Origin of the sequence: Pseudomonas sp. RtIB026 (assembly GCF_016861355.2) — a bacterium.
GTDB lineage: Bacteria > Pseudomonadota > Gammaproteobacteria > Pseudomonadales > Pseudomonadaceae > Aquipseudomonas > Aquipseudomonas peradeniyensis.
This window is the reverse complement of sequence record NZ_AP023348.2, coordinates 3095101-3118088: the sequence shown is the minus strand read 5'-3', so window position 1 is coordinate 3118088 and position 22988 is coordinate 3095101. Positions and strand designations below refer to the sequence as shown.

Here is a 22988-nt window from a genome sequence, read left to right as displayed (position 1 = left end):
ATGCTCACAATTTCTGGAAAGTCGGGCTGAGGCGGCCGTGGGTGCTGTACAACACCATCGACACGGCCAGCAGCCCGAGAATGATCAACAGGTCGCGCAGCGATGCCTCGCGCAGCAAGGTCACCAGCAGCCAACCGGCGCCGCTGACCGCCAGCAACGCCGGCAACGGCCACAGCGGCATGCGGTACGGGTGCTCACGGTCGCGGCGCAGCACCCGGCTGCACAGTGCGCAGGCCGCCACCACCAGGTAGATCAGCAACAACAGCAGCACGGTGAACGAAGTCAGTTGTTCCAGGCTGCCGGACAGGCTCAGCAACGCCGACGGCACGGCCAGGAACAGGGTCGCCAGCCACGGCGATTCCCAGCGCGGGTGGATCAGCGTGAAGGCGCGGTTGAGGGTTGGCGTCCAGATCGCATCGCGGCCGCTGCTGTACACCACCCGGCCGACCTGAATGACAATGGCGACAATGGCGTTGAACACCGAGAGGAAGATCCCGGCGCTGACCAGCCGCGCCAGGGTCTGGTTGCCGTGGGCGGTGAGCAGGTAGCCGATCGGGTCGCCGCTGGCCAGCATCGCCTGCAACGACGGTGCGCCGATCAGCAGCGCCGCCAGTGGTATCACCTCGATCGCCACTACCACCGCCAGCGACCACAGCACGGCCCGGTGCACGGTGCGACCACGGTCCTTCATGTCCTCGGCCAGCAGCACCGCGCCACCGTAGCCGTTGAAGGCGAACAGGGCCATGCCCACCGCGCCCAGCACCAGCGCCCAGGGCGCGACGACCAGGCTGCCCTGCTCGAGCATCTGCGGTTGCAGCAGGCTCGCCACCGGCTGGCCGGCGTTGCCGAAACCCAGGGTCACGATCACGAGCAGCGCGGCGATCTCGCAGAACAGGAACAACCCGGTGATCCAGGCGTTCAGGCGAATATTGAGAATGCCCAGCGCATAGCTCGACACCACGATCACCAGGGCCACCGCCTGGGTGTCGAACCTGGTGCCCAGGGCGTTGTTCAGGTAGGTGGCGGCACCAGCGGCGAGCACCGGCGGGATGAACAGCATCGAAGCCAGCACGGTGAGGAAGGTGGCGTAGCCGGCCAGCCCGCCGAACACCCGCTTGGCGTACACATATTCGCCGCCGGCGGAGCTGTGGGCACGCCCCAGCTCGGCGTAGCACCAGGCGAACATCAGCGCCAGGACCGCCGCCATGATGAACGAGAGAAAGGCGCCGCTGCCGGCCTGCTGGATGGCGAACGGGGCGATGACGAACACGGAACTGGCCGGGGTCACCGCCGACACGGTGATGGCGACCACGTCGAACACCCCCAGCCGTTGCTGGAGTGCGCCCGTGGGCGCTGTGCTGGAGCTCATGGCGTTTTTCCTCTGGTTGTTATTGGTTGTGAGGGGAAAACCGGTCACGCGGCCGCTGGACCTGGGCTGGACTGTAGGCTGGCGCAGCGACTGGGCCAATTACCTAAAGGGGGTACGCCTCTTGACGGGGAGCAGGAAACCTCACAAGACTGCGCAATCGCAGGTTGAATTTTGTGGGAGCGGGCTGGCCCCGCGATGGCGTAGCGTCAGGCAACCCTGCAATATCGCGGGGCAAGCCCGCTCCCACGCCCCCCTCATTCCAGCCAACTGACTAGTAACAGTCGCCAGCAATGGGGTCTCATGCACAACCTGTTCACCGAAGCCAGCACCCACGCAGGCCTGGCCCGCACCGTCGAACAGATCGGCCAGCCGCGTTTCTGGCGCCAGTTGATCCTGCTGTTGCAGCAGTGGCTGGTGTTCGACAACGCCCTGGCGATGTTCTACCCCCGCGCCGGCCTGCCCCGGGCGCTGGAGATCTTCGATGCCCGGGGTGAAGGCAACCCCGAGGCCATGGCCCTGTACCTGAGCGGCCTGTACCAGCTCGACCCGTTCTACCAGGCCTGCCAGGAGCGCATCGGCGACGGTCTGCACAGGCTCGAGGAAGTGGCACCGGACCAGTTCCGCCAGAGCGAGTACTACCTCAAGTACTTCCACGACCATGTGCTGGAAGACGAGGTGCAGTTCATCGTGCAGTTGGGGGACAGTGGCGCCCTGTCGCTGTCGCTGGGACGCCGCGAGCGGTTCGACAGCGCCAGCCATGGATTGCTGGCGGTGGTCTGCCCGTGGGTGGTTGCGCTGATGGCCCAGCACTGGCTGCAGCAGAGCCTGCGCCCGACGCCCGTGGCAGGCATGGCCCATCAGGTGCGCGACGCCATGAGCCTGTTCGGCGCCAAGGTGTTGTCCGAGCGCGAGCTGGAGATCGCCCGGCTGATCCTGCGCGGCTATTCATCCAAGGCCATGGCCGAGCGCCTGGCCATTTCCCCGGAAACCATCAAGGTCCATCGTCGGCATCTCTATGCCAAGCTGGATATCTCGTCGCAACCGGAGTTGTTCTCGTTGTTCCTGCAATCGCTGGGGCATGATCCGCAGGATCCCTGAGCCCGCCGCACAGCGTTTGCCAAGACGCTCACGGACGCGCCGGATCTGCCAGCCCCTGCCAGGCACGCAGCACGGCATAGCCACGCCAGGGCCGCCAACCCTGCGCAGCCTGTGTCGCGGCCTTGGCGCTGTTCACCCCCAGCGCCTTCTGCAGTGCCACGTCACCCGCCGGAAACGCATCGGGCCAGCGCAACGCGCGCAAGGCGATGTACTGGGCCGTCCAGTCGCCGATGCCGGGCAAGTCCCGCAACTGGGCGCAAGTGGCCGCGACATCGACACCGGGGCTCAGCAGCAGGCGCCCCTCCCCCACGGCCTCGGCCAAGCCCTTGAGGGCGGCCTGGCGCTGGCGCGTGATGCCCAGTCGGCCAAGGGCGTCACCACTGGCCGCCGCCAGGCTGGTCGGTGTGGGAAACAGACGGTCCAGCGCTGCAACGGGCGTCTGGATAGACTCACCAAAGGCGCCGACCAGGCGCGCGCCCAGCGTGCGCGCGGCGGCCACGGTGATCTGTTGGCCAAGCACGGCACGCACCGCCAGCTCGAAACCGTCCAGCGTGCCGGGCACACGCATGCCTTCGCTCGCCGGGAACGTCGCCTGCAACACACTGTGGATCGCCACCGGGTCGGCATCCAGGTCGAACGCGGCCCGCACACGGTTGATCAGCGTGGGCAAAACGCCTGCCAGGCTGTCACTGATGGTCACCTGCGCCTGGGCACGCTGGTCGTCAAGGCTCACACTCAGCCAGCCGCTGCACGCCTGCTGGCCCTGCACAAGGCGCAGGGTGCGCATGTACTGCCGGCCCTCCACCCATTCCAGGCCCGGGATGGCGCGCAGGCGCAGGAAGCCCAGTATCGACTCCACGTCATAGGGCGGGCGCCAGCCCAGGCGAATGCTCACCCCTTGCCCATTCGCGGTCGAGCGGGCGCGACGCAACGTACTGGGATTCAGGCCATAGTGCTGGGAGAACGCATCGTTGAAGCGCCGCACACTGCCAAATCCACTGGCCAACGCCACCTGGGTCATCGGCAGCTGCGTGTCGGCGATCAGTTGCTTGGCCGCCAGCAGCCGACGTGTCTGCAGGTACTGCAGCGGCGAAACCCCGAAATGCGCCTCGAAGATGCGTCGCAGATGGCGGTCGCTCACCCCCAGGTGCCGGGCGATGTCGACCATCGTACGCACGCTCTGCGGCTCGTCCATCATGCGCGCCGCCTGCACGGCCAGGATGCGCGAGGCATCCTCGGTACTCCACGCCACCGCCCGCGGGGCCAGCTCAGGGCGGCAGCGTAGGCACGGCCTGAAACCCGCCGCCTCGGCCTGGGCGGCATGCCGGTAGAACCGCAGGTTGTCGCGCCGTGGCGTCTTGACCCGACACACCGGCCGGCAATAGATGCCGGTGCTGGTGACCGCGGCGAAGAAGGCGCCATCGAAGCGCGCATCGTGCGCCTTGAGAGCCAGGTAGCAGGCATCGCTTTCGGGGGAATCGATGAGGTTGGTCATGAGCGACATCCTATGCCCTGGATTCGCTGGAGGCTCGCCATTTTCGGACATATGGCTCGCAGAGCGAGCCTAGTCTGCAGACGACAAAAAATCCGATGCCTTGCGGCATCGGATTTTCATTGATCGATCACGCCGGCAGGCCTCGACTGCCGGGCATCAGGCACGTCTGCCCGATGCGGGTTCGATCAGGCGGTCGGCGCCTTGCGGGTGCGTGCGGGCGCCTTGGTGCCGTTGATCAGCGGCCCGTAGCGTCGGCTGAACTCCTGGTTGTAGGGCACGTGGTCCTTGTTGACCCCATTATCCCAGTTGACCGACCAGGTCATCAGGCCCTTGATCGACACGCCCTTGGCGTACAGGCGCTTGAACGCGTTGGTCACCGCCGTCGGGTTGACCACATAGCCGGTGGCGGCGGCATCGACGTTGGCCGGCAGGCCGATGACGAACTTGTCGGCCGGAATCCGGGTGAAGCCGCGGGTGCCGCTGACCAGGCTTTCGGTCAGGTAGAAGAGGAAGTCCTCTTTGAGCGCATCGTTGTTCTGGGCGATCCAGGCGCCCCTGCCGTTGTTGGCCTCCTGCACCCACAACCCGTCGCCACCCTGGTTGTAGAACTGCGGGGCGATGAAGTCGTAGTAGCCCTCCAGTGCCTTGAGGTAGTCGACGTAGCGCCCGGCGCTGGTCAGGTAGGGGAACTCCGGTGCCATGCTGATGATGAAATGCTTGCCCTCGGCGGCATAGTGATCCTTCACCAGCTTCAGCGCGGCGGGCAGGACGGTCTTGTTGGCGGCGAAGTCGATCGCGCTCTGTTCAAGATCGATGTCCAGCCCGTCGAAACCGTAGGTTTCCACCAGGCGGATGATTTCATTGGCCAGCGGCTGTTCGTGGCCCGGGTTCAGCGCGATATGCGCATCGGCACCGCCCAGCGACATCAGCACCGCCCTGCCCTGGCTGTTGAGCACGCCGACCTGGCGGCGGAACTCGGCATCGGACAGGTTGTACGGCTTGAAGGTCGGAATGCCGCTGCCCTTCATGAATGCCACGGCCACCACGTTGTAGTCGCGCGGCACCTCCTCCAGGCTCATGTTGGCGAACTGCCCGCGCTGGTAGCCGTCCGCAGGGCCCGCCGGCCAGTTGTGCCAGTAGCCCATGAGGATCTTCTTGCCCTCGAGGCTGGGCATGCGCGAGGCGGCGTCGTCGCGCGCGGCCTTCAGTTGGGTAAAATCAATCTTTGACATGTTCCAATCCTTTAGAACGTGTGGAAGATCCGCGGACTTACTTGAAGTCGACGTCGAAGGCCTGATAGAAGGCGTTGCCGGTGTTGGCGACGATCCACATCAGGACGATCACATGACGGCCCTTCTTGTTGGCCGGCAGCTTCACTTCGTGGTCGACCTTGGCCTTCAGCTCGCCGGCATGGCTGTAGTACGGCACCTGCGGGTAGAAGTCCTCGGCGAACGGCTTGTCCTCCAGCTGCGCACGGCTGATGCGCTGTTTCGGATCCCAGCCGTCCTTGGTGATCAGCCAGCGGTAGCCGCGGGTGGTGTGCGGCGCGGTGTAGCGCCAGGTCACCTTGAACAGCTGTCCGGGGTCGACGTTCACCAGCGGCCAGGTGAAGGCGCGGTTGAGCTTCTTGCTCATTTCCTCGTCGGTGAAGTTGACGCAGTCGCGGGCGTCGGTCTTGCCACCGCTGAGGATGTAGCCGTCGGCGGGCGGGGCGACGCTTGGGTTGTCCGACTGGAACGGTGCGGGGAACGGGCCGGCCGCCAGGGCCGGGAAGTTCTTGCCGCCTTCCATTTCGTCGACCTGCCAGCCGCTGAGCACGCCCAGGTCGATGGCGACGGCGCCGCGGGAGGCCGGAGAAGTGACGCGACCGTGGCGAAGCGGGTTCTGGTTTTGTGGTTGGTTCATGTTCATAGCTCCATAAGGTTTGAGAACTCTCCCTTTCCTAGGAAGAGGTCTTCAAATTAACGGAGCTGGATTTATTGTCCACGGGGCGATTTTGCGCACTGACGCCGGTCGTTTGGAGAAACCCCAATGAATACTGGATATTCATACAGTATCGCTATGCTTCTCCTACCCATCATGGAGCAAATCACCTACATGCCCAGGCGGCGCATGGCCCTGTAGGAGCGGCCTTGTGCCGCGAAAGGGGCGCGCAGCGGCCCCAGGTTCTGAGTCACCCTCGAAATTGCCGGGGCTGCTTCGCAGCCCTTTCGCGGCACAAGGCCGCTCCTACAAGGGATAGCGCATGGCCTGTGGGGCTGTCAGCCGACCAGATAGCGCCGCCGCTTCGACCGGTAGTTCGCCGGATCCAGGTGCGCGGGCAGCCATTGCCCGGCCTGCGGCTTGAGGTAGTTGCCGGTGCTCCCGGGCCGGGCCTGGTACTTCGCCGCCAGGTAGCGCGCATAGTGGTGATCGAACAGGCGCATGAACTCGCCGAAGTAGATGTCCGCCACCCGGGTATCGCCGTGGATCACCAGCATGTTCTCGTCGTTCTTCTCCTGGGAGGCGGCGCTGAAGTTCGCCGACCCGGTCACCACCGTGGGCTGCTCGCCCAGGGGGTCGACCAGCAGGTACTTGGTATGCACGTAGTCGTTGCTGTTCAGCGGGTTGTCACGCTCCTTGAGCGCGTTGGTCAGCGGGTTGTCCTCCCCCAGGAAGCTGCCGGCGGCAAAGATCACGTCACCGTCGGTGCCGATGTTCTCGGTCTTCCTGAGCGGGTCGTCCTTGATCACGTAGCGCAGCACGTCGTTCTGCGCCTGGAGCACCTCCTGGAACTCCCGAGCGATCTCGAACGCGGCGGTAAAACACACCAGCTGACGGGCTGCGCCGGCCAGGTCCGCGTACCACTGCAAGGTCTTCTGCGCCTGGGGCGTTTCCTTGCGCTCGCGGGGACTGAACAGCGGGTAGGTGCCCGGCTGCAACGGCAAGGCGGGCAGCGGGGTAGCCTGGGTATTGGGCGCACGCAGCCTGGCTGGGGTCATGTTCTGTTGCAGCCGCGTCCAGTAGTCCAGGTATTGCCGGGCGATGATGGGGTCGTGGACAACATGGCCGACATTGGAGTGGCCGAAGATCCCGCCAGCCGAGATATTGGTCGAGCCGGTCCAGACGCTGACCGGCTGGCCATCCTTGAGCAGCACGATGAACTTGTTGTGGCGGATGCCTTCGCTGACCGTGCGCGGATGCACCCAGGCCTGCAGGCCGGCCTGCTCGATGGTGGCCAGGTTGTTCGCCTTGTACTTGCTCTGGGCATCGAAGACGACCTGCACGTCGCCTTCACGGGCGGCCTCGCGCAGGGCCTGGGCGACCGGCAGGTACTGGAACTCGTAGAATGCCGCGCGCAGGCCCATGCCTTTCGCGCCGCCGCGCCCGATGAAGTCGAGCAGGGCCTCGTACAGGCCCCGCGAAAGCCATTTCATCGGTTTGGAGGCCGGCGCATCGGGATCGGGAGCGACGTTATCGAATTCCCTGGCATAAGCCTGGGAGCCGATCACGCCGCGGTTGAAATGGATATCGTGCCTCAGGCCCTCGCCGCCCGGCGCAAGCGTGGGCTCACAGCGCACGCGCACCGCGACGCCTCGGGCGTCGTCGATGCGCAGGTTCCTGGGCTCGCCGAACACCGGCTGCACCGTGTAGGCGTACTCCCCTTCGGGCGCGACGGTGTAGTCGGCCCACAGGAAACTCTGGATCGGATGCTCGCTGGTCGGCACCAGCGTGCCCGGTGGCAGCCCCTTGTCCTTGTCGGCGAAGCGCTTGAGGCCGCGCAGATAGTATTGGGTCCGCAGCTTGCCGGCCGCGTCGAAGTACCGACGGTGTACGGCAAAGCCCAGCAGGTTCTGCTCGCCGACCAGGGTCTCGAGGCTCGGCGGCGTGACGAAGTCCCAGGCCAGGAACACGACATGGGTGCCGGCGATGGCCCGTACCCGCAGATAGTCGCCAGTGGCGGATGCTCGCATGGGTGCACTCCTTGCAGGCCGGTTACTGGAACGGCGTCCTGACCTTGATCTGCTGATTGTCGGGGGTCCCGCCGCTCGGGCACGGGATCGCAGCGAGCTGCTTGTCCAGGCACACCCAAAGCTCCTTCAGACGGTTGCCCGAACCCACCGAGACCCGCAGGCTCTGTGCCGGCAATGCAGGGTTGCGGGCCAGGAAGGCCTGCTTGATGTCGCTGACCTTGGCGTTAACCAGTTGATTGGGGCCAGGGTTGCTGCCGAGCATGGCTTGCGTGTCGGGACGGCGCAGCGTGTCGTACACCCGCTGGATATCGGCGAAGTAGCGGTTGGCGGACGACCAGCCACAGGTGCCGTGGGCCTGCCATTCGTTCTGCATCAGGTCCGGCCCCGGCATCATGCACAGGTGCTGCCTGACCAGTGGCGCCGGCAGCGAGCCGACGCTCTGGCAGTTGCGAGGATGGTCCTGGTTGGACTTGGCATAACGGTTCTGCGGCCACAGGCCATGCACCACCCATTCGAAACGATTGCCCGAGAAGCACTGGAAGGCATGCTTGTCCCGTTGCGCCTTGGGCTTGTTGCGCTGGCTCTCGCAGTGTTCCGGCGACCAGGACAGCACCAGCGCCAGGTAGTCGGTGGGCAGGTCCTTGTTGACGTAGTCCACCGGGCGCACCGGCGCGGGCTCGACGGCGTCGGGCAACGCGCAGATTTCCTCGGCGAAGATCGGTGAGGCGGCGGCCAGCCAGCCCCAGAGCAGCGTTCTGACCCAAGCGCAATGCCGTGGTGATCCTTGCATGATGACCTCCTTGTCGGGTTCGACAGGCTCCGTGCCTGTCGCTCGTACAAACCCGTCAGGTGATGGTGTAGCGCGAATATGACGATTCGTCAGTGGCGCTTTGTTGTATCGTTCGTCCCTGCCGTACCACCAGGCGCCAATGAAGCGAAAAAACATGAACCGTCGTAAAAAGATCAACCAGCTGTTGAAAGCCCACGCCAAGAAGGCCAGCGCCAAACTGGCGCCGAAAAACCGCAACACCTACATCTCCAAGGCCGACCGGCTGAAACTGGCGGCCGAAGCCAGCCTGGGCGCCGAGCAGGCCACGGCAGACAGCACCTCCCCCGCACAGCCCTGAGCCTGATAATGACAACACCTGCCGATAGAGCGAGCGATGCGATGGACCTGAAATTCAGCCACGTGGATGTGCTGGTCGCCGATCTGCAGGCCGCTTGTACCTACTACGCCCAGGTGCTGGGCGCCGAGATCTCGCGCACGCTCGTCTGGGAGCGCGGCGGCCTGCATGTGCACTACGCCATCGCCCGGATCGGCCAGGAGCGTTTCATGCTGGTGCAGCCGCTGGCGGGCAACCTCAAGGACCTGCTCGACAGCCATGGCGAAGGGATGATCTACCGCCATTGCTACTCCACGCCGGACATCAAACAGGCCTATGACCAATTGACGGCCAACGGCATCCAGCCCGAGGACGAGAACGGCAAGCCGCTGGCGCGCGAGCACCTGCAGTCGCCTGCCGGTGCCCGCATCATCTGGCTGCCGAAGCGTTTTGGGCATTTCTCGATCGAGATCATCGAGGCACAGGCGCTCGAAGCCTTCATCGAGGAGGCGTTCCTCCCGCAAGCCTGAATCAGAATGCGTACTGCACCCCGACGGTCGAGGTGACCGGCGTATCCCGGCGAATGATCGGGCTGTGGCGGACCTGGTCGGTGTAGTGCATCACGTTCACGCTGGCGATGGTCGACCAGTGCGGGTCGAACCGGTGCATCCACGACAGCTCGCCCGAGTAGGCATAGATGCCCTTGTCCGCCTTGAATCGATCGAAATCGGTGTTGTCGCTTTGCTGGGCAGTGACGCCGAAGTAGGTCTGGTTGTACTTGGCCTGCCCCGCATGCGCATTGAGGCCCAGGGTGACCATGTCGGCGTCGCTCTGGTGCAGCGTGTTCAGCAGGCCGAACTGGTAGCTGTTGCCGCGCTTGTAGCCACCGGTGCGCAACTCGGCGCCGGCGGTGACCGCCAGCCAGGGCAGGACCTGCTGGGCCAGGTCGATGTTGACCACCGTCGCTCCCCCTACCGCCCCCATGCCTTTCAAATCGTCCGAGCCAGCGCGGTACTTGCTGTCACCGTCGGCACGGCCGAAATCGTAGCCGAGCGAGAGACTGGCGCTGAAGCCGCTGTCGAACTGATGCTGGACGCCCACGCCCTTGAGGCTGTCGGCGAAGAAGATGCCGCGCTGGAGGGTCACCGATGGCAACAGGTGGCCCTGGCTGCCCTTCGCGCCCATGTAGCGCGGCGCGGCATGCAGGGCGAAGCCTGCGGTGACCTGGGTCTCGTCGCCCCAGATGATGTCCGGCGCAGTCTTTTCCTGGGCATTGGCCTGGCTGCAGGCAAGTGCCGCGTTGAGGGCAAGCGAAGTGCCCAGTATCTTCCTGATGGACGTTGATTCGAACATGATCATGACTCGCTGGATAAAGTTTTCGACGCTGCGGGAAACGCACCGGGATTGCCCGGCGCATTTCAACTGGCGCGCACTCTAGCGAGGGTCTGTCAATGTTCCTTCCAGCGATTGTCAAGGTCGTGTGAAGATGGCTGAATTTTCCGGGTAGGCCTCAGCTGTCCTGGCCCAGCACATAGCGGTCGAAGTGCTGGATATGCTCGTCGAGGTTGTCCTCGAGCATCATCCGGTACTGCTCGCAGAAGTACTTCAACAACTCCTCCCGCGCCGCGGCCATCTCCTGCGCTGACTTGAAGCTGCGCGCCGTCATCCAGGCGTTGAAGCGACTGGCGGCGAAGGTCATCGAAGCGCTGACCTTGCCGAGGTCTTCGAGCTTCTCGATCTGCTGGTTGGCCAGCTCGATATGCGCATCAGCGCGGTCGTAGAAGGCCTGGTCGGTGGCTTGTGCCATGGCGGTATACCTATTGGAAATGTTTGTCTCAGGCCGTCTTGGCCTGAACAGTGAACAGCCGGCTCATCAGGCGCGCACAGTTGGGTGCGGCCTGCATCCCCAGACCGATAGATTGAGGCGGCGACTGTAACAGAATGCTGTCCTGCCCCGGATACAAGGCTCGAAATCCCTACCTGTGGGAGCGGGTTTATCGGACCGCCGCACCGCCGCGAACACCGGCAGAGCCGGTGCCATCCACCGCGCCGCCTGCTTCGCGGGTGAACCCGCTCCCACAGAGGTCCCTTCGCCTTAAACCGAGCGCAGGTTCAAAGGGCTCGGATCAACAGACTGCCGCGCATCGTGGCCACAGGCGACGAAATCCTCCTTGCGCAGCACCACCAGCGCCACCAGCGACGCCACACCGGTGCCCACGTAGAAGTACCACGGCGCGGTGATATCCCCGGTCACCTTGATCAGCCAGGTAGAGATCAACGGCGCACTGCCGCCGAACACCGCCACCGGGATGTTGTAGGCCATGGCGATGCCGGTGGAGCGGATCCGCGTCGGCAGCAGTTCGCTCATCAACGCGTAGGTCGACGAAGCGTACAGCCCGAACAGGATCGCCACCGCCATCAGCGGCCAGAACAGGGTGGCCGGGGTGGCGCCGGGCGCGGTCTTGAAGAACCAGTACATGGCCAGGGTCGCCAGGGTGCCGATCACCATCAGGAACGGCTTGCGCCCATAGCGGTCGGTGAAGGCGCCGCCCAATGGCATCACCAGCGCCGCCGACAGGCTGGCGACGAACACGTAGAGCAAGGTGGTGCCGCTGTCGAACTTCAGCGTGTTGGACATGTAGGTCGAGGCGAAAGTCAGCACCAGGTAGAAGATCGAGCTGTGCAGGGTGATGATGAAGAACACCAGGGCGATCGAGCGCTTCCACTGCCATACCTCGCGCAGCGGCGCCTTGGAGGTCTGCCCGGCTTCCACCAGGGCGAGGAACTCGGGACTGTCCTCGAGCTTGAGGCGAATGTACAGCGAGATGAAGCCCAGGGGACCTGCGATCAGGAACGGGATGCGCCAGCCCCAGTCCTGCATCAGTTCGGCGCCCAGCGCCCAGGTCATGCCATTGGCCACGGCGCCGCCCAGCAGCAGGCCGAGCACTGCGGTGACCATCAGCCAGCAGGTGGCGAAGCCGCGTCGACCGGGGCCGGCGTATTCGGAAATGAAGCTGGTGATGGTGCCGATCTCACCGCCGGCAGAGAAGCCCTGCACGCAGCGGATCAGTACCAGGATCACCGGCGCGGCGATGCCGATGCTGGCGTAGGTCGGCAGCAGACCGAGCAGGAAGGTGGAGCCGGCCATCATCACCAGCACCGTGATCAGCGTGCGGCGACGGCCGATCTTGTCCGCCAGCGGGCCAAAGAACAAGCCGCCCAGCGGGCGGATGAAGAAGCTCAGGGCGAAGGCCGCGAAGCTCGCCAGCAGGCTGCTGGTGGGGTCGTCGGAAACGAAGAAGGCCTTGCCGATGTACAAGGCCAGGAAGCCGTAGACGCCGTAGTCGTACCACTCGATCAAGTGGCCGGTGGTGGCGCCGATAAAGGCGCGGCGCCGCTGGCGCTGGGTGTTGCCGGGTGACATGCCCATGTCGGGAACTCCTGTCGTGGTGCTTTCCATGAAAGATGCGGGTCAGTGGCTAATGCCAGTCAGTTAAGCCAATTGGGGTCGCTGCGCGACCCTTCGCGGGTAAACCCGCTCCCACAGGTACAGCGCTCGATTCAGCGTTTGCGCGATCCTGTGGGAGCGGGTTTACCCGCGAAGGGCTGCAAAGCAGCCCCAATAAGTGCGATGAAGCGCTAACTGACTGGCATTAGGGTCAGTGGCTGGCGAACGCCCCGTCGGCGTCCTGCAGCCACTGGCGCAGCTGGGTCTTGAGAATCTTGCCGTAGCTGTTTTTCGGCAGCTCGGCGCAGAACAGGTACTTCTTCGGTTTCTTGAACGAGGCCATGCGCGCCAGGAACCATTGGTTGAGCACCTGGGCATCGAGGCTGCCGGGCGTGCGCGGCACGACGAAGGCCACCACCGACTCGCCCCACTCGGCGTCGGCCTCCCCCACCACGCAGGCCTCGAACACCTCGGGATGCTGGATCAGCACCTCCTCGACTTCGCGCGGGTAGATGTTGCTGCCGCCGGAGATGATTACATCCTTGCTGCGGTCGGTCAGGGTCAGGTAACCGCGCTCGTCGAGAAAACCGATGTCGCCGGTGCGCAGCCAGCCGTCCACCAGGGCCTCCCGGGTGGCCTGCGGATCATTCCAGTAACCCTGCATCACCACCGGCCCGCGCACGCTGATCTCGCCGGGTTCGCCGGCCGCCAGCGGCTGGCCCGCGCCGTCCACCACGCGCACCTCGACACAGGCCTGGGCCCGCCCCACCGAGGCGGCGATGGCTGACCAGTCGGCATGTTCACGGTCAGCGATGACCTCACGCGACAGCGCGCTGATGGTCATCGGGCATTCGCCCTGGCCGTAGATCTGCACCAGGCGCGGGCCGAAGGTGTCCAGGGCTTCGCCGAGGTCCGCCAGGTACATCGGGCCACCGCCGTAGACGATGGTCTTGATGCCCGCGCCGTCATAACCCTGTTGGCGGGCCTGCTCGACCATGCGCTTGACCATGGTCGGCGCGGCGAACAGGCAGATCTGTCCCAGAGTCTGCGCCAGGCTGAACAGCTCCGCGGCCTGGAAGCCCCGGGACAGCGGCACCACGTGCCGGGCGCCGCAGCGCACGTGGACGAAGTTGTACAGCCCGGCGCCATGGGACATCGGCGCGGCGTAGACCACGGCATCGACGGCGGTTACCGGGTCGACGTCCAGCGGGTAGCACAGCGACATGGCGACCAGGTTGCCATGGGACAGCATCACGCCCTTGGAACGCCCCGTGGTGCCGGAGGTGTAGAACAGCCAGGCCAGGTCGCTGTCCTGACGCGGGTGCGGCTGCGCCAGTTGATCGCTGTCGAGCGCGCCGGGCGCGGCCAGGACAGGCGCAGCCAGCTCACGGCAGCCGACTGGCAGGGTCGCGCTGTCGAAGAGCTCGCCCTCGTCGGTATAGATCAGGCGCGCCCCGGCATTGCCGGCAATCCAGGCCGCTTCCAGGGCGTGCAGCTTGCTGTTGATCGGCACCGCCACCGCCCCGCTCCACCAGATGGCGTAGAGCAGTTCCAGGTAGACGCAGCTGTTCTTCATCAGCAACGCCACCCGGTCGCCCGGTTCGATGCCATGCACGTCACGCAGTTCCAGTGCCCGTGCCCGCACCTGGGCGGCGAACATCCGGTAATCGGCCACCTGACGCTCCCCGTCGAACAGCGCCGGACGCTCGGGCCAGCGCTGGGCTGCATCCTGCAGCCAATGGGCGATGTTCATCCTCAGACCCTGACCGCTTGCAACACGCTGGCATAGTTGGCCACCGCCATGCCGCCCATGTTGAACAGCAGGCCGAACTCGGCGTTGGGCACGCCCAGGCCGATGGGCTTGCCGGTCAACTGGGCGAAGCCCAGGGCATGCATCGACACCCCGGTGGCGCCCACCGGATGGCCCTTGGCCTTGAGCCCGCCGGACAGGTTCACCGGCAGCCGTCCGCCCTGGCGCACGATGCCATCGTCCAGCGCCCGGTGCCCCTCGCCCCTTGGCGCCAGGCCCATGGCCTCGTAGATCAGCAGTTCGGCGATGGTGAAGCAGTCGTGCACCTCGGCGAAGCTCAGGTCGTTCAGGGTCACCCCCGCCTCGCGCAACGCCCCGTGGATCGCCCGTTGCGGCCCCTCGAAGGCCAGCATGTCGCGACGCGACAGCGGCAGGAAGTCGTTGACCTGGACCATCGAGCGGATCGCCACCTGGCGGCGCATCGAGCGGGCGCGCTCGGGCGAGGCCAGGACGATCGCCGCCGCGCCATCGCTGATCAGCGAGCAGTCGGTCAGGCGCAGGGGCGCGGCGATCAGCGGGTTGCTTGGCGACACCTGGTTGCAGTGCTCGAAGTCCATCACCCGGTGCATCTGCGCCAGCGGGTTGGCCATGGCGTTGGCGTGGTTCTTCACGGCGATGGCTGCCATCGACGCCAACGGGCTGTGGTAGCGCTCGGTGTACTGCTGCGCTACCTGGCCGAACAGCTGGGCGAAGCTAAGCCCGGCTTCCGCCAGGTCGTTCTGGTAGCCAGCGCCGGCCAGCGCCCGGGTGACCTCGACCGTGCTGTTGCCGGTCATCTTCTCCGCGCCGACCACCAGCACCAGCTCGGCGGCGCCGCTGCGGATCGCGTTGATCCCGGCCTGGATCGCCGCCGAGCCCGAGGCGCAGGCGTTTTCGCAGCGGGTGGCGGGCTTGAAGCGCAGTTGCGGGTCGGCCTGCAGCATCAGCGAGGCCGGGAAGCCGTCGGCCACCAGGCCTGAGTTGAAGTGGCCGAGGAACAGCGCGTCGATCTCGGCGGCGTCGATGGCCGCGTCCTGCAGGGCATCGCGGGTGACCTGGACGATCAGGTCCTCGAGGTTCAGGCCATCCAGGCGGCCGAAGGGACTGTGCGCGGCGGCGACGATGGAGATGGAATCGTGGAGCATGGTGGTTTTCTTCTGTCCTTGAAGCGGGTATTGCATACAATGTGGCAGTACCCGAATCCCACGCTAGTTGGGGCAACTACGTACGCGAGTAAGTAGTGAGCCGTACGGGACACCACCACAAGCACCAAGGCAGGAAGCCTGATGACCGTACCCACCCACGCCTCCCCGGACCTCGAACGCCTGGCGTTCCAGGTTTCACCGGCGCCGCAACTGATCACCGGCCACCGGCGCATGCTTGACTGCAACGAGGCCTTCTCCCGGCTGTTCGGCTATACCCGTGAAGAACTGCGCGGGCATCTGACCTTGCTGCTCTACCCTTCCCACGCTGATTACCAGAGCATCGGCGAGCGCAGCGAGCACTGGCTGCGCAACGGGCTGGGCGCCTTCTACTCCGACGAACGCTTCATGCAGCACCGCAATGGCGAGGTGTTCTGGGCTCGGGCCCAGGGCTTCACGCTGACGGTGGAGGATCCGTTCAAGCTGATGATCTGGCATTTCGAACGGCTCGACCGGCAGCCGGCGCCGACGGTGCAACTGACGCCACGCGAGCGGGAGATTTCGTTGCATATCGTCAATGGGCTGACCTGCAAGGAGGTGGCGCGGCGGTTGGGGATCTCGCATCGGACAGTGGAAGTGCATCGGGCACGGCTGATGAAAAAATTGCAGGCGAAGAACAGCGCGGAGTTGGTGTCGAAGATCATTTTCATCAGTTGATTGCGGGTCATCAGCAACCCGCAAACAGGTCGCTTGCCTGAACGGACCCTACCTTTGCAGCAGGGCCACCATCTCCTGGTATCCGCGCTGGCGGGCATGCTCCAGCGCGGTCACGCCATCCTTGTCGGCGATCCGTGGATCCGCCCCGGCCGCCAGCAGCCGGCGCACGATCTCCACATGCCGCGGGCCGCCATCGCCGAGGATCACCGCCTCGAGCAGCGCGGTCCAGTGCAGGCGGTTGAGGTGGTTCACGTCGACGCCGGCATCGATCAGCAGTTGCACGGTCTCGACATGGCCGCGCTCGGCCGCCGGGATCAGCGCGGTGCCGCCGTAGCGGTTGGTACTCCTCAGGTCGGCGCCATGGGCCAGGGTCAGGCGCAGGATGTCGTTCAGCCCGCGGGCGCCGGCATACAGGTAGGGGCTGTCGTTGATATTGTCCTTGGCGTTGACGTCGGCCCCGGCCTCGATCAGCACCTTGGCCACATCCACCTGGTTGGCGTGGGTCGCCACCAAGAGCGCGGTCTGGCCCTGCTCGTCGCGGGTGTCCGGCGGTGCGCCCTGCTCCAGCAACTGGCGCACGACTGGCGCATCACCCCGTTGGGCGGCATCGAGCAAGGCGGTGTTCATGGTCGTGGTCTCGGCATGGGTGGCAAGGCTCAGGCTCAACAGCAAGGCGGCGAACGGCAGGCGCATGGGCATCGGTTCCTTGTGCGACGAAGCTCCAATGTAGGGCCCTGATCGTTGTAGCAGAAGTGAATTATCTGGATGCAACCCAGTGTATTTGCGCATGTTGCCGGGTAGCGGTTCCCATGGTAGAAGTCAGGTTTGTCATTCAGAAGCTGAATACCAAGATGTCTTCCAGCGTAAAACCGAATAGGGCCCTGTTCGACCTCGACCTGCTGCGCGCCATCGTCGTGGTGGCCGACTGCGGCAGTTTCACCACCGCCGCCGCACGGCTGCACTCCACCCAGTCGACCATCAGCCAGAAGGTTCGCCGCCTCGAAGACATGGTCGGTCATCGCCTGCTGGTGCGCGGCAACCGCGACGTGCTGCCCACCGATGCCGGGCAGACCTTGCTCGGCTATGCCCGGCACATGCTGGCCTTGAACGACCAGATGCTCGAAGCCCTGGCCGGGGCCATGGTCGGCGTCACCGTGCGCCTGGGGGTGCCGGAGGATTTCGTCGGCGGACGCACCACCAACGCGCTGTCCGCGTTCAGCCGGCGCCATCCGCAGGTCAAGCTGGAGGTTACCAGCGGCCTGTGCCGCGACCTCAGCCAGGCCTACGACAACGGCGAGCTCGACCTGGTGCTGCTCAAGCAGCGGCGCAACAGTCGCGAGGGCGTGGCCTGCTGGCCGGAGCGGTTGCAGTGGATCGACAGCGTACGCACACCGTCCTTCGAACTCGATCCGATTCCGCTGGTGACCTTCCCGCCACGCGGGCTGTACCGCGACGACATGATCAATGCGATCGAAGGCATGGGCCGGCGCTGGCGCATCAGCTTCACCAGCTCCAGCCTCAGCGGGATCCAGGCAGCGGTGGCCGACGGCATGGGCATCAGCCTGCTTCCTCCACGCGCGGCGCTGGCCGAGCACCGGGTATTGGGTGCCGAGCAAGGGCTGCCTGAAGTGGACAGCTACGAGATCGTGATCGTGCATCGGCCGACGGCGGACGTGATGGTCAAGGCGCTGGCCGAGGTGCTGACGGAGTTGCTGGCGCTGCGGGCGATCTGATACGGCCATCGCGACTTGCCCCGCGATGGCACTCTCTCAGTCCCCACAACAGTGGGGTTTGTCCTGCGCGTCCTCATAGCGATCATGATGCCGCACCCAGTCCATCGTCCCTTCCTCGTTGCGCCCCAGGGGCGCCAGGTCGAGGAAGTTGTAGGCGTTGACCAGGATGTCCAGCCCCCGGGCATAGGTGGAATAGGTGTGGTACAGGTTGCCGTCGGCCTCCCGGTAGAACGCGCTCAGCCCGGGCAGCTCCGCCTCGTTGCCGGTATAGGGTTCGTAGTTGTACTGGGCGCTGCCGTCGGTGGCGACACTGACCCCGAAGTCCTGGTTGAAGGGGCTGCCATGCGAGGAGTACCACGGGAAGCGCCAGCCCATGCGCTGGCGGAACGCCTGGAACTCGGCATAGGGCGCCCGCGACACCGCCACCAGGGACACGTCATGGTGGGCCAGGTGCAGGTTGGCGCCGTCAAAGTGGTCGGCGAGGAACGAACAGCCCGGACAGCCTTCGTTCCAGCCTTCGGCGAACATGAAGTGATAGACCAGCAACTGGCTGCGTCCGGCGAACAGCTCGGTCAGGCCCAGCTCGCCGTGCGGGCCGTGGAATCGATAGTCCTGTTCCACCCGCACCCAGGGCAGGGCGCGGCGGGCGGCGGCGAGTTCATCGCGTTGATGGGTGAAGGCTTTCTCGTGCAGCCAGAGCTGCTGGCGGGCGGCAAGCCACTGGCTGCGCGTGACCACGGCATGCTTGGGGATGGGATGGCTCATGGACGTGACTCCACGCTGGGGGTTCACCAGGTGGTCGAACAGGTACCGAATGTTTCGACAGGCCTTGTGCCGTTACCGACGGATGGTCACGCAAAGCGGGGAAAAAGGAACCGCGGCGCCAGGGAGAGCAAACACCGCGGTCCAAGGGGGGAGCCCGTCACTGCTGGGTCACAGTCGCCGAGTTGGCATTGCCATACTGGGTAATGGTGGCGGTCTGGCTTGCGCCACTCTGGTCGACGAACGCCTGGTTGCCGTTGCCACCCTGGGTCACGTAGGCAAGGTTGGCCACGTCGGTCTGCTTGATGGTGGCCTCGTTGCCATTGCCGTACAGCTGGTAGGTGTAGCTCTGGTTGCCACTGCCCGACTGGTCGAGGGTGATGCTGCCGCCATTGCCGGCGGCCAGGCCTTCGGCGTAGTTGGCGGTGCCGCGCTGGTCGGCGATGAGCAGGTTGTCGCTGCCGTTCTGCTCGAAGTACAGCTCATTGTTGCTGTCGGCCTGGCGGGTTTCCATCTGGTTGCGGTTGCCGTTCTGGTCCAGCCGCGCGACCTGGGCGTTGCCTTCCTGGGTGATGTTGACGCCGTTGCCATTCCCGGTCTGGTTGATCTGCGCCTGTTGGCCGACGCCGAACTGCCCACCGGATTTTTCGCCCTTCCAGTTGCTGGCCATGATCTTGTTGGCATTGCCCGCCGTGCTGATGGTCAGGCTGTGGTTGTCGCCGGTCTGGTAGGTGAAATGCAGGTTGTTGTTGCCTACTTGGGAAATACTGGTCACCGCCTGGCTGGTCTCGTACTGGTCCGACCAGCTGGCATTGCCGCGACCGGTCTGGCTGAGGCCTGCGCTGTTGCCCTGGCCGAAGCTCTGGTCGATGTAGCCTTCGTTGGCCTGGCCATTCTGGTACACGCTGGCCTGGCTGGCGGCCTGGTTGTCCTGCCACACCTCCACCGAGTTGCCGGTGCCGTACTGGTCGATGCCGATGGTGCCGCCCAGGCCGTCGCGCTGGTCGCCATAGGCCCAGTTCTGCTTGCCCTCCTGGTAGATCGCGATATCGCCGTCCTGGTGAGTCATGTGCTCGGCGGCCGCCTGGTTGCCGGTGCCGCCCTGCATGATCACGCTCTTGTTGTTGCTGCCGCCGAACAGCTGCTCGACCGTGGCGTCGTTGCCATGGCCTGACTGCAAGGTGGTGGCCTGGCTGCCCAGCTGGGTGTCCTGCCAGATGACCGAACGGTTGCCGCTGCCCAGCTGGATCTGCAGGGACTCGTTGTTCTCGCCCACCGACTGGCTGGCGAAGGCGTCGTTGAGGCTGCCGCCGGACTGCTGGGTGATCTGGCTGCCGTTCTCGTACAGCTGCTCGGCGTAGCCGGCGTTGAACGAGCCGGTGGCGCTCTGCTGGATATGGCTGGTGCTGTTGTCCTGCAGCGCCATGTGGTTGTGGTCGTGGCCGGTCTGGTTCTGCGTGGCCGAGGCGAACGGCGCCTGGCTCTGCTTGACCTCGGCGATGTTCTGGTTGCCCTGCTGGGACTGGGTCGAGATGCTGTCGTCGGCCATGGCCTGGCCGGCAAGGGCCAGGACGATGGCAGCGCTCAGGGGGGCGAGCTTGTGCATGGTGTTGCCTCCAGATCTGTCGTGTTGGGCCTAGCGGTATTGGCTGACATGGACCTGCTGGCCGTTGCCGGCCTGGGTCACGGTGCTGTTCAGCCCCGTGCCGCGCTGGTCGATGGTGGCGCTGTTGTGGTTGCCGATCTGCTCGATGGCGGCGCTGTTGTCGCTGCCGTTCTGGCGGATCGTGGCGTTGTTGCCCTGGCCCTGCTGGCTGATCGCGGCCGTCAGGTCGCTGCCTTCCTGCAGGATGTACGCCTCCTGCGCGCTCCCGGCCTGGACGATCCGGCCCAGCAGGGCCTGGCCGTTCTGGTCGAGGGCGGCGCGGTTGCCCGTGCCCAGCTGCTCGATCACCGCAACCTGGCCGGCAGCGGTCGGCAGCAGGCGCAGCACCAGCGGCTCGCCGAGGTCGCTGCCGACGGCGAGGTCGGCGTTGTCCATCAGGTCGTCGGCCAGGGCCTGGCCGGTCAGGGCCAGGCTCAGCAGCAGTGGGTACAGGGCGTTCATGGCATCCCTCCGTTTACTGCACCACCACGTTGACCGTGCGCGTGGTGCCCTGGCTGCTGGTCACCGTGGCGGTCGGCGCGGCGGTGGGCACCAAGGTCGTGCTGTTGCTCACCGTCAGGCGCCAGCGGCCGGTGACCGGCACGGTGGTGGTACCGAGGGTCTGCACGCCGGTGGTGGTGGTCACGCGCACGGTGATGGTGTTACCGGTGGTCACCGAGGATGTGCCGCTGATATCCCAGTTGAAGCGGTTGTTCGAGCGCGCCGTGACCGTCGCCGCGGTGACCGCGAAGGTTTCCTGGGCCGGCCGTGGCGACACCTGCACGGTGACCGTGCCGGGCGTCGAGGTGGCGCCGATCGAGTCACGGGCGATGTAGCTGAAGCTGGTGCTGAAGGCCGCGCTCACCGTGGCCGGCGGCGTGTAGGTGATCACGTTGCCGTCGGTGCTGACCGTGCCGCGCCCGGCCGGGGTCGGCTGGGTAACGCTGGCGATGGTCAGAGGCAGGTTGCCTTCCGGGTCGGTGTCGTTGGCCAGGGCGTTGATGGTCAGCGGCACGCCGAGGGTGGCGACGCTGTCGGCCACCGCGCTCGGTGGACGGTTCGGCGCGACGTTGACGGTCACCGTGGCCGGGGTCGACTTCAGGCCCTTGGCGTCCTGGGCGCGGTAGCTGAAGGTCGCCACCACTGGCGCGGTGGCGCCGGCCGGCGGGGTGTAGGTCACCGCGGTGGTGCCGTTGAGTACCACGCCGCCCAGGCCGGTGCCCGGCTGGGTGAGGTCGGTGATGCTCAGTGGCACGTTGCCGTCCGGGTCGCTGTCGTTGGCCAGCAGGTTGAGGGTGATCGGCACCCCGACACTGGTGCTGGCGCTGTCGGCCTGGGCCACGGGGGCCTGGTTCTCGGTGGGCACCGGGGCATTGCCGACCACCACCACCGGCTCCACGTCGATACCGCCGTGGGCCGACTTGACGGTGATGCTGGCGGGCGGCTGGGCCAGGTCGTTGACCGTCAGGCTCTGCTGCACGCCGGACTTGGACATGCGCCCGAAGCCCTGTACCAGCAGGTCGGGCACCACCACTTCATCGCTGGAACGGGCCTCGACCAGCAGGCGCTTGGCGCTCCAGTCGTAGCGTGCGGTGGCGACCTTGACCACATCGCTGAGCTTGCTCGACAGCGCCGTCGGCCGCGTGGTGCCGGCCGGGCTGCTGGCGGTGACCACCACCACCGACGGTGGCACGGCCTGGCTCAGCTGTTGGCTGAAGAACAGCCCGTTGTTGTCGGCGAGCATGCTGAACTGGCACGGCGAGGGCGGCGAGCCGATCAGCGCCAGGCCGTTGCGCAGGCACAGGCTGGCGCTGTTCGGCGCCTTGGCGAAGACCTCGACGCGGGTGCCGGCGGCGTTGCGCTGGTAGGTGGCGCGCTGCAGCGTCACCGGGGTCTGCTGGCGCTGGTCGAGGACCTTGCCGGAGACGGTGAAGACGTTGGTCTGGATGGTGCCCGCCGGGCCCTGGATGCGCACGAAGTTGGTGTTGTTCGGGCTGCCGGTCACCGCCTCGGTGATGTTCGGGTCGCCGACGAAGGTCTCGGTGGCACCGGTGTCCGGGTTGACCTCGGTGTACGGGCCGCCGACGCCGCGCAGGAACGGGCCGAGGTTGCCGTTCAGGGCGCCGCTGAAGTTGCCCGGCGCGCCGATGCCGATGTCGCGGGTGATGTTGATCGCTCGTCGCCCGGCGGTGGTCACGTTGACCGTCTCGACCCCGAACGGGTGGGTGATGGTGTAGGTGCCAGTGCGCGGCACCGAGGCGCGGATGCGGATGCGGGCAAAGCTCTGCTGGTCGCCGTTGACCGGGTTCTCGGCGGCGAAGGCCGCCTCGAGGCCGGCGACATAGACTTCCAGCTCGTAGCCGCTGTTGCCCACCTGCGGGATCTCGGTCTCGGCCAGGAACCAGAACATCTCCGGCGGCCAGTTGTCCGGGAACACCAGCGGCAGGGCGTCGTCGTAGACCCCGGGCTCGGGCAGCAGCGTGCACATGTAGGCCGGGGCGCCCGGCGCACCCGGTGCCCGCGAGCTGGTGGCGCGTGACTGGCACAGCTCCAGGGCAAGGTTGTTGGCGTCCTTGTACCACATCGGGTAGCCCCCGGTGGCGAAGGTGTAGGGGCCGGGATCGACCTCGCTCAGCGCGGCCAAGGCCGCGCTGCTGACGGTAAGGGTGAAACCGGCGGCGCACAGCGCCCGACGCGACCAAGTATTCATGCGGCCTCCTTGAAGGCGGTGTCT

The 22988-nt window shown here is 65.8% G+C and carries 21 protein-coding genes; 5 read left to right on the top strand and 16 right to left on the bottom strand.

Annotated features, from left to right (window positions below):
* Positions 1 to 4 precede the first annotated feature (4 nt).
* Positions 5 to 1369, bottom strand: a complete 1365-nt coding sequence (locus PRtIB026_RS14020) for an APC family permease (protein WP_203647029.1) — start codon at positions 1367 to 1369, stop codon at positions 5 to 7.
* 300 nt (positions 1370 to 1669) lie between these two features.
* Between PRtIB026_RS14020 and PRtIB026_RS14015 the strand changes: the two genes are divergently transcribed.
* Positions 1670 to 2467 (top strand): helix-turn-helix transcriptional regulator, encoded by a 798-nt coding sequence (locus tag PRtIB026_RS14015; RefSeq protein ID WP_203647032.1) that lies wholly within the window; start codon positions 1670 to 1672, stop codon positions 2465 to 2467.
* A gap of 28 nt (positions 2468 to 2495) precedes the next feature.
* Here PRtIB026_RS14015 and PRtIB026_RS14010 read toward each other — a convergent pair whose 3' ends face one another.
* The 5 genes from PRtIB026_RS14010 to PRtIB026_RS13990 form a co-directional block, all read right to left on the bottom strand.
* Entirely contained in the window at positions 2496 to 3962 is a 1467-nt protein-coding gene (locus tag PRtIB026_RS14010; protein WP_244670906.1) for a DNA-3-methyladenine glycosylase 2 family protein, read from the bottom strand.
* Positions 3963 to 4147: 185 nt separating this feature from the next.
* A complete protein-coding gene (locus tag PRtIB026_RS14005) occupies positions 4148 to 5194 on the bottom strand; it encodes a chitinase (RefSeq protein ID WP_203647036.1) in 1047 nt (348 codons plus the stop codon).
* Positions 5195 to 5231: 37 nt separating this feature from the next.
* On the bottom strand, positions 5232 to 5867 hold the full coding sequence (locus PRtIB026_RS14000) for a lytic polysaccharide monooxygenase auxiliary activity family 9 protein (protein ID WP_203647037.1): 636 nt from the start codon (positions 5865 to 5867) through the stop codon (positions 5232 to 5234).
* 356 nt (positions 5868 to 6223) lie between these two features.
* Positions 6224 to 7915 (bottom strand): phospholipase D-like domain-containing protein, encoded by a 1692-nt coding sequence (locus PRtIB026_RS13995; RefSeq protein WP_203647038.1) that lies wholly within the window; start codon positions 7913 to 7915, stop codon positions 6224 to 6226.
* Between the two features lie 22 nt (positions 7916 to 7937).
* Entirely contained in the window at positions 7938 to 8705 is a 768-nt protein-coding gene (locus PRtIB026_RS13990) for a ribonuclease T2 family protein (protein ID WP_203647039.1), read from the bottom strand.
* A 154-nt stretch (positions 8706 to 8859) separates the two neighbouring features.
* Here PRtIB026_RS13990 and PRtIB026_RS13985 point away from each other — a divergent pair, with 154 nt between their 5' ends.
* Positions 8860 to 9042 (top strand): DUF2986 domain-containing protein, encoded by a 183-nt coding sequence (locus PRtIB026_RS13985; protein WP_203647040.1) that lies wholly within the window; start codon positions 8860 to 8862, stop codon positions 9040 to 9042.
* A gap of 41 nt (positions 9043 to 9083) precedes the next feature.
* Positions 9084 to 9548, top strand: coding sequence for a VOC family protein (locus PRtIB026_RS13980; protein WP_203647048.1), 465 nt, complete (start codon positions 9084 to 9086; stop codon positions 9546 to 9548).
* 1 nt (position 9549) lies between these two features.
* Here PRtIB026_RS13980 and PRtIB026_RS13975 read toward each other — a convergent pair whose 3' ends face one another.
* The 5 genes from PRtIB026_RS13975 to PRtIB026_RS13955 form a co-directional block, all read right to left on the bottom strand.
* Entirely contained in the window at positions 9550 to 10371 is an 822-nt protein-coding gene (locus PRtIB026_RS13975; RefSeq protein ID WP_203647049.1) for a MipA/OmpV family protein, read from the bottom strand.
* Between the two features lie 157 nt (positions 10372 to 10528).
* On the bottom strand, positions 10529 to 10825 hold the full coding sequence (locus tag PRtIB026_RS13970) for a DUF3144 domain-containing protein (RefSeq protein WP_110737748.1): 297 nt from the start codon (positions 10823 to 10825) through the stop codon (positions 10529 to 10531).
* A 288-nt stretch (positions 10826 to 11113) separates the two neighbouring features.
* Positions 11114 to 12448 (bottom strand): MFS transporter, encoded by a 1335-nt coding sequence (locus tag PRtIB026_RS13965; RefSeq protein WP_203647050.1) that lies wholly within the window; start codon positions 12446 to 12448, stop codon positions 11114 to 11116.
* A 229-nt stretch (positions 12449 to 12677) separates the two neighbouring features.
* On the bottom strand, positions 12678 to 14219 hold the full coding sequence (locus PRtIB026_RS13960; protein ID WP_203647051.1) for a class I adenylate-forming enzyme family protein: 1542 nt from the start codon (positions 14217 to 14219) through the stop codon (positions 12678 to 12680).
* 2 nt (positions 14220 to 14221) lie between these two features.
* Positions 14222 to 15400: an acetyl-CoA acetyltransferase gene (locus PRtIB026_RS13955; protein WP_203647052.1), complete on the bottom strand. Its 1179-nt coding sequence runs from the start codon at positions 15398 to 15400 to the stop codon at positions 14222 to 14224.
* A gap of 141 nt (positions 15401 to 15541) precedes the next feature.
* Between PRtIB026_RS13955 and PRtIB026_RS13950 the strand changes: the two genes are divergently transcribed.
* A complete protein-coding gene (locus PRtIB026_RS13950) occupies positions 15542 to 16114 on the top strand; it encodes a LuxR C-terminal-related transcriptional regulator (RefSeq protein WP_203647054.1) in 573 nt (190 codons plus the stop codon).
* A 48-nt stretch (positions 16115 to 16162) separates the two neighbouring features.
* On the opposite strand, the gene PRtIB026_RS13945 is transcribed toward PRtIB026_RS13950, so the two are convergent.
* Positions 16163 to 16807: an ankyrin repeat domain-containing protein gene (locus tag PRtIB026_RS13945; protein ID WP_203647056.1), complete on the bottom strand. Its 645-nt coding sequence runs from the start codon at positions 16805 to 16807 to the stop codon at positions 16163 to 16165.
* Between the two features lie 158 nt (positions 16808 to 16965).
* On the opposite strand from PRtIB026_RS13945, the gene PRtIB026_RS13940 reads away from it, so the two are divergent.
* Complete coding sequence (locus PRtIB026_RS13940) at positions 16966 to 17847, top strand: LysR substrate-binding domain-containing protein (protein WP_203647059.1); 882 nt, start codon at positions 16966 to 16968, stop codon at positions 17845 to 17847.
* Between the two features lie 36 nt (positions 17848 to 17883).
* Here the strand turns inward: PRtIB026_RS13940 and PRtIB026_RS13935 are convergent, their stop codons facing one another.
* From PRtIB026_RS13935 to PRtIB026_RS13920, 4 genes are all read right to left on the bottom strand, one after another.
* Complete coding sequence (locus PRtIB026_RS13935; protein ID WP_203647061.1) at positions 17884 to 18612, bottom strand: DUF899 domain-containing protein; 729 nt, start codon at positions 18610 to 18612, stop codon at positions 17884 to 17886.
* A gap of 157 nt (positions 18613 to 18769) precedes the next feature.
* Positions 18770 to 20215, bottom strand: coding sequence for a curlin (locus tag PRtIB026_RS13930; RefSeq protein WP_203647063.1), 1446 nt, complete (start codon positions 20213 to 20215; stop codon positions 18770 to 18772).
* Positions 20216 to 20245: 30 nt separating this feature from the next.
* Positions 20246 to 20716, bottom strand: coding sequence for a curlin (locus PRtIB026_RS13925; RefSeq protein ID WP_203647065.1), 471 nt, complete (start codon positions 20714 to 20716; stop codon positions 20246 to 20248).
* Positions 20717 to 20729: 13 nt separating this feature from the next.
* Positions 20730 to 22964: an Ig-like domain-containing protein gene (locus tag PRtIB026_RS13920; RefSeq protein WP_203647066.1), complete on the bottom strand. Its 2235-nt coding sequence runs from the start codon at positions 22962 to 22964 to the stop codon at positions 20730 to 20732.
* Positions 22965 to 22988: the final 24 nt, after the last annotated feature.

What these genes read in the sequence shown, in the direction of transcription:
- PRtIB026_RS13955 (WP_203647052.1), bottom strand. Translation starts at nt 15,400, where the DNA reads ATGCTCCACGATTCCATCTCCATCGTCGCCGCCGCGCACAGTCCCTTC.
- PRtIB026_RS13920 (WP_203647066.1), bottom strand. Translation starts at nt 22,964, where the DNA reads ATGAATACTTGGTCGCGTCGGGCGCTGTGCGCCGCCGGTTTCACCCTT.
- PRtIB026_RS14005 (WP_203647036.1), bottom strand. Translation starts at nt 5,194, where the DNA reads ATGTCAAAGATTGATTTTACCCAACTGAAGGCCGCGCGCGACGACGCC.
- PRtIB026_RS13975 (WP_203647049.1), bottom strand. Translation starts at nt 10,371, where the DNA reads ATGTTCGAATCAACGTCCATCAGGAAGATACTGGGCACTTCGCTTGCC.
- PRtIB026_RS13965 (WP_203647050.1), bottom strand. Translation starts at nt 12,448, where the DNA reads ATGGGCATGTCACCCGGCAACACCCAGCGCCAGCGGCGCCGCGCCTTT.
- PRtIB026_RS13950 (WP_203647054.1), top strand. Translation starts at nt 15,542, where the DNA reads ATGACCGTACCCACCCACGCCTCCCCGGACCTCGAACGCCTGGCGTTC.
- PRtIB026_RS13980 (WP_203647048.1), top strand. Translation starts at nt 9,084, where the DNA reads ATGGACCTGAAATTCAGCCACGTGGATGTGCTGGTCGCCGATCTGCAG.
- PRtIB026_RS14010 (WP_244670906.1), bottom strand. Translation starts at nt 3,962, where the DNA reads ATGACCAACCTCATCGATTCCCCCGAAAGCGATGCCTGCTACCTGGCT.
- PRtIB026_RS13995 (WP_203647038.1), bottom strand. Translation starts at nt 7,915, where the DNA reads ATGCGAGCATCCGCCACTGGCGACTATCTGCGGGTACGGGCCATCGCC.
- PRtIB026_RS13960 (WP_203647051.1), bottom strand. Translation starts at nt 14,219, where the DNA reads ATGAACATCGCCCATTGGCTGCAGGATGCAGCCCAGCGCTGGCCCGAG.
- PRtIB026_RS14020 (WP_203647029.1), bottom strand. Translation starts at nt 1,369, where the DNA reads ATGAGCTCCAGCACAGCGCCCACGGGCGCACTCCAGCAACGGCTGGGG.
- PRtIB026_RS13990 (WP_203647039.1), bottom strand. Translation starts at nt 8,705, where the DNA reads ATGCAAGGATCACCACGGCATTGCGCTTGGGTCAGAACGCTGCTCTGG.
- PRtIB026_RS13935 (WP_203647061.1), bottom strand. Translation starts at nt 18,612, where the DNA reads ATGAGCCATCCCATCCCCAAGCATGCCGTGGTCACGCGCAGCCAGTGG.
- PRtIB026_RS13970 (WP_110737748.1), bottom strand. Translation starts at nt 10,825, where the DNA reads ATGGCACAAGCCACCGACCAGGCCTTCTACGACCGCGCTGATGCGCAT.
- PRtIB026_RS13940 (WP_203647059.1), top strand. Translation starts at nt 16,966, where the DNA reads ATGTCTTCCAGCGTAAAACCGAATAGGGCCCTGTTCGACCTCGACCTG.
- PRtIB026_RS13925 (WP_203647065.1), bottom strand. Translation starts at nt 20,716, where the DNA reads ATGAACGCCCTGTACCCACTGCTGCTGAGCCTGGCCCTGACCGGCCAG.
- PRtIB026_RS13945 (WP_203647056.1), bottom strand. Translation starts at nt 16,807, where the DNA reads ATGCGCCTGCCGTTCGCCGCCTTGCTGTTGAGCCTGAGCCTTGCCACC.
- PRtIB026_RS13930 (WP_203647063.1), bottom strand. Translation starts at nt 20,215, where the DNA reads ATGCACAAGCTCGCCCCCCTGAGCGCTGCCATCGTCCTGGCCCTTGCC.
- PRtIB026_RS14015 (WP_203647032.1), top strand. Translation starts at nt 1,670, where the DNA reads ATGCACAACCTGTTCACCGAAGCCAGCACCCACGCAGGCCTGGCCCGC.
- PRtIB026_RS14000 (WP_203647037.1), bottom strand. Translation starts at nt 5,867, where the DNA reads ATGAACCAACCACAAAACCAGAACCCGCTTCGCCACGGTCGCGTCACT.
- PRtIB026_RS13985 (WP_203647040.1), top strand. Translation starts at nt 8,860, where the DNA reads ATGAACCGTCGTAAAAAGATCAACCAGCTGTTGAAAGCCCACGCCAAG.